Here is a 4,631-nt window from a genome sequence, read left to right on the forward strand (position 1 = left end):
TACCTTTTCTAGTACGTAATCGCGATCCAGTACCTTTTTTTGCGTTACGGGCGCGGCCAATCAGATTGAGATTAAAGCTTCATCATTCAGACGTTGCTTCAGTGTTTGGGCGGCCTGTTCCCACGCTTCATCCAGTTGGCGGTGGTACAGCAAAGACACCAAGATCTCGCCACTTTGGGTCGACAAAAAGTCCACTTGGAAAAGCTTGCGACGCAAAGCCTCGTTGGGTTTAATCGCCTCGATCAATAGCGGCATTAAATCGTTGATTAAGCGGCTTGCCACGGGAAAGGTATCAACGCGATATTTTTGCTTGGTCGCCGGGTCAAACATGATGTAGTAAAGATCATCACCCTCATGCCACACCCGAAACTCTGCGCGCATCCGATAGTGCGTCTCTGGCGAATGAAATACTTCGATCTCAGGCGCGTGAAACGGTGCGAGTTGTTCAGTGAGTCGTTGGACTTTCTCAGCAAGCTGTGTGTCGTAGTCAACGGTTGATTGGGCCTTGGTCATGATGGCTGCCTCAGCGATTGGAAAATGAGCGCAGATTTTAGACAAATCCCCAGCTATGTCCAGCCTTGCTCATGATTCTCCCTTATTCTATAAGGTTATCAATGGACAATATCCATCTAGACGGCTATTATTCTTGGGCGGGTAAGCGATAGACTGGCTAACAAAGGTCTATCGCAGGAATGCGGTGAGAATCCGCAACTGACGCGCAGCGGTATCAGAGAACGACCCTAACTCGGCCCCTGGCCAGACACTATCGCCAATTCCATGGATAGGTGATGGGAAGTCGTTAGCAGTAGGTGGCGAAAGCCATGCTCTTAAGTCCGAATACAGCCCGCCCCGCAGCATAGTGCTGCATATTCTCGCGATAGGAAGGAATAACCAATGAACAAACCAATTGTGGCGAGCCTGGTGGCGGCGTCATTACTCCCCGCGAGCGCGTGGGCCGATCAAAACACCGAAACGGTGGTGGTGACTGCCAGTCGGTTTGCGCAGTCCGATGCCTCAGTGTTGCAATCAGCAACCATTTTGACACGTCAAGACATTGTGCGTTTGCAGGCACGAAGCCTTGTCGATGTATTGCGTACGGTGCCGAGCATTGAGATTGCTCAAAGCGGAGGTCGCGGACAAATTGCCTCTATTTTTATGCGCGGCACGGAATCAGATCACTCTTTAGTCCTGATTGATGGTATGCGGATGGCTTCATCCATCAAAGGCTCGGTGGATTTTAACCAGATCCCGGTAAACAGTATCGAGCGGATTGAGATCATTCGCGGTGCACGCGCCACACTTTACGGGTCGAGCGCGATTGGTGGGGTGATCAATATCATCACCAAAACTGATAAAGAGCGAGCCAATGTATCCGCGACCGTAGGCAGTTTGGATCATCATGCGATTAACGGCGCTTGGGCAACAAAGTTAGGCGATAAGGGTCACCTCTCTGGTGCGGCTGGGTATGAGTCGAATGATGGATATAATGTTCATCCGACGGCGAGCAACCGTGGTGACCAGCATGGTTTTACCGGCCGCAATGCGCAGCTTGGATACAGTCATCGGTGGAATGCATCTTGGTCGGCCGATATGACGGGGCGCTGGTACCAGAATGAATACGATTACGACAACTTTGGAAGCTTGAAACATGGCTGGTTAGAAAGCCAAGCACTGGCTAGCAATCTGAATTATCGCTCTGGTGCCTGGAGCGCAACACTCAGCGCAGAGATCTCCCAACAAGAAAACTATGACTACAGCCCTGCCAATGCCCGTAAAAACAATAAAACCTCAGATGTTGAGCAAGTCTCTACCTCGTTGGGACTTCAGTATCAAGCCACCGATGACTGGCTGGTTGGTGGCGGTGTGGATTATCGACAAGATACCTTTAATGAAGGAAGTTTGATTACCAACCCCGATGATATTGCAATCAATCCGCGCGATAACCTTGGTACTTATCTTTTAACGCAATTTAGCCCAGTAGAAGCACTATCTATTGAGACAAGCGCACGCTCGGATGATAACGAACAATACGGGCAGCATACGACGTGGCAGACGAGCGCGGGCCTTGCGATAGCGGAAGGGTATCAATTAACCGCCAGCTACGGGACGGCCTTTAAGGCACCGAGTTTGACTGAACTGTATGGGTGGGGCGGAAATGCAACTCTCAACCCGGAGGAATCGTCCAATACGGAGCTTTCACTACGTGGAGTGACGGCTGACGTTGATTGGTCACTCACAGGCTATGTTAATCATATTGATAATCTCATTCAGTACACAGGCAGTTACCCCAATGGTCAGAACCAAAATGTGGGCAAAGCTAAGATCGAAGGTGTTGAGTTTATTGCCACCTTTGATGTGCGCCCTTTAAATAACCGCATATCGTTAGAATATAAAGACCCTAAAAATGATAAAACGGGCGAGCAGCTTGCTCGTCGCGCCAAACGGGTGGCGAAATGGGATGCATCGTACCAATGGGAGCAGGTGCAACTCGGTACTCAGTGGCAGTATCAAAGTGAGCGTCTTGATTATTCCGGCGGAGATATGTTGGGAAGTTATAGCCTGTGGACGGTCACTGCATCCTATCAGGCAACCGATAACCTGACAGTCAAAGGCAAAGTCGATAATGTCTTTGATAAAGAGTACGAGACAGCGGGTGGTTATCCTGCAGCTGAACGTGCCTACTTTATGACGTTAGACTTTCAATACTAGTATCGGATTCGCGGCGAAACTAGCTTTCTTCACGCCCTTATCGTTATGATAAGGGCGTTATTCATTGCATGAGTATCCCATGGCGCAGCCCAATATTTTGATCTTCGACTCCGGGGTGGGTGGCTTATCGATTTATCAGTCGGTGAGAGAGCAGCTTCCCGAGGCAAGCTATACTTATTTGTTTGATAACCAAGCCTTCCCATACGGTGAGCTGGATGATGCTCGACTCATCACTCGTGTGACCGCTTTGGTGAGTGCAGTATGTACGCAGCATGATATTGATATCGTCGTCATCGCATGTAATACCGCCTCGACGCTGGTACTGCCGCAGTTACGTGAACAGTTAGCGATTCCGGTTGTCGGTGTTGTGCCTGCGATCAAACCGGCGGCGGCGCAAAGCAAACATAAAACGATAGGCTTACTGGCCACACCTGCGACGGTTGGTCGTCCTTATACCAGCCAGTTGATTGCCGATTATGCCAAAGACTGCAACCTTGTATCGGTCGGCACCACGGCCTTGGTGCATATGGCAGAGCGTAAGCTGCGAGGTGAAGCGGTTAACCAAGAAGACTTAACCGCAATCCTAGCGCCGTTTACAGCCACCATCGATACCTTGGTGTTGGGATGTACCCATTTCCCCTTATTGCGAGATGAAATCCAACAGGTACTGGGTGAATCAGTTTGTTTGATTGATTCAGGCACAGCCATTGCGCGCCGCATCGTCTCACTGACGGAGACACTTAACTTATCGAGTGTTACCGCGGCAACGTCAGGCAATCAAGCCTATGCAACGGCAACACCGATTAAAGCTGACGCGCTATCCGACTTTATACGGTCGATAGGGTTTATGCGTGTTAGCTATTCTCCTGCTTTTTTGGATCGTTCGCTTCACGGACTTTAAGTGTCCTTTCTCCGTATACGTTGTTATTGAGTGAATTGATGGCATCGTCTGCTTGGGCGGCGGCCATTACAACGAAACCAAAACCTCGACGCTTGCCGGTACGTTTATCTTTCATCAGCCTAACGGCAAACACCTCTCCATGTTCGCTAAACAGTGTGCGCACATCATTCTCATTAGCACGATAAGGTAAGTTCCCAACGTATAGTGTTTTGCTCTGTGGTGATTCCTCTTCGTTGTTCGCGGTGTTTGGTTCAGGATAATCCTGTGTCGACGGTTTAAAATCCGGTAAAGGAAGATAAAGACAAGCAAGTCCGCTGATGATTGCGCCTGCGGCGAATGCAATGGCAGGTGAGATCACTCCCATCAGGTTGATGATAATAGCGCCTAGTACGGCGATACAGATGATTAGTGCAAAATTGACTGGTGATTTCATAAGCATTATTTAATAGAGCGATTAAAAGTGGTGACATGAAAAACAAATAGGCAATACATGTCATGAAAAGGACTAAGAAAACCGGCCAGCGTTACTTCTCAGTAAATACCACGTATCAAGAATGTTTCAAAACGCTGGTTATTCATCATTTTAGGTGGATTATTGCCCAGTCGAAATAAAAAACGTAAAAAACCCTTGTCAGTGTGATCTGCGTCGCTATACTACGCTCCACATCGATACGGCAGGCAGCGCAAGCGCTCAGCGCCATGTCGGAGTAAAAAATAAAATAAAAATAAACGCTTGACGTGAGTTTTTAAAAGATTAAGATAGCCGTCCACTTAGCGCCAAGCGCTAGGGGAGTCAAAAAGACATTTTATTTCGGCCCTTAGAGTTCAAAATAAAAGATAAAATTTCTTCTTGACTTTGACGGTAAGGTGCGTAAGATACGCAGCCCTGACCAAGTGAAGCGAAGCTTCGCACAGTCAACGCTCTTTAACAATTTGACCTATGCAATCTGTGTGGGCACTCGTTGAGAATAGACAAAAAGATTTATTCGATACACTGAGTGACCAATTCATGTTGGTACAG

3 protein-coding genes, 1 pseudogene and 1 riboswitch are annotated in these 4,631 nt (G+C 48.4%); of the genes and pseudogenes, 2 read left to right on the forward strand and 2 right to left on the reverse strand.

The features are described 5' to 3' along the window. Window positions 1-513, reverse strand: a pseudogene (locus DZ54_RS19660) (tRNA (uridine(54)-C5)-methyltransferase TrmA); the annotation flags it as partial. Window positions 514-635: 122 nt separating this feature from the next. Then, window positions 636-862: riboswitch (cobalamin riboswitch) on the forward strand. Window positions 863-894: 32 nt separating this feature from the next. Here DZ54_RS19660 and DZ54_RS0106520 point away from each other — a divergent pair. Further along, the gene (locus DZ54_RS0106520; protein ID WP_025673496.1) at window positions 895-2,709 is read left to right on the forward strand and encodes a TonB-dependent receptor domain-containing protein; all 1,815 of its coding nucleotides are present in this window, start codon (window positions 895-897) and stop codon (window positions 2,707-2,709) included. Window positions 2,710-2,788: 79 nt separating this feature from the next. Further along, window positions 2,789-3,610, forward strand: coding sequence for a glutamate racemase (murI, locus tag DZ54_RS0106525; protein WP_025673497.1), 822 nt, complete (start codon window positions 2,789-2,791; stop codon window positions 3,608-3,610). Here murI and DZ54_RS19665 read toward each other — a convergent pair. Continuing rightward, entirely contained in the window at window positions 3,564-4,043 is a 480-nt protein-coding gene (locus DZ54_RS19665; protein WP_037353795.1) for an RNA recognition motif domain-containing protein, read from the reverse strand. The two genes, murI and DZ54_RS19665, sit on opposite strands and share 47 nt — an antisense overlap. Window positions 4,044-4,631: the final 588 nt, after the last annotated feature.

The organism is Salinivibrio socompensis S35 (genome assembly GCF_000513715.1).
Lineage (GTDB): Bacteria > Pseudomonadota > Gammaproteobacteria > Enterobacterales > Vibrionaceae > Salinivibrio > Salinivibrio socompensis.

Coding starts and splice junctions, on each gene's coding strand:
- DZ54_RS0106520 (WP_025673496.1), top strand. CDS start 895: ATGAACAAACCAATTGTGGCGAGCCTGGTGGCGGCGTCATTACTCCCC.
- murI (WP_025673497.1), top strand. CDS start 2,789: ATGGCGCAGCCCAATATTTTGATCTTCGACTCCGGGGTGGGTGGCTTA.
- DZ54_RS19665 (WP_037353795.1), bottom strand. CDS start 4,043: ATGAAATCACCAGTCAATTTTGCACTAATCATCTGTATCGCCGTACTA.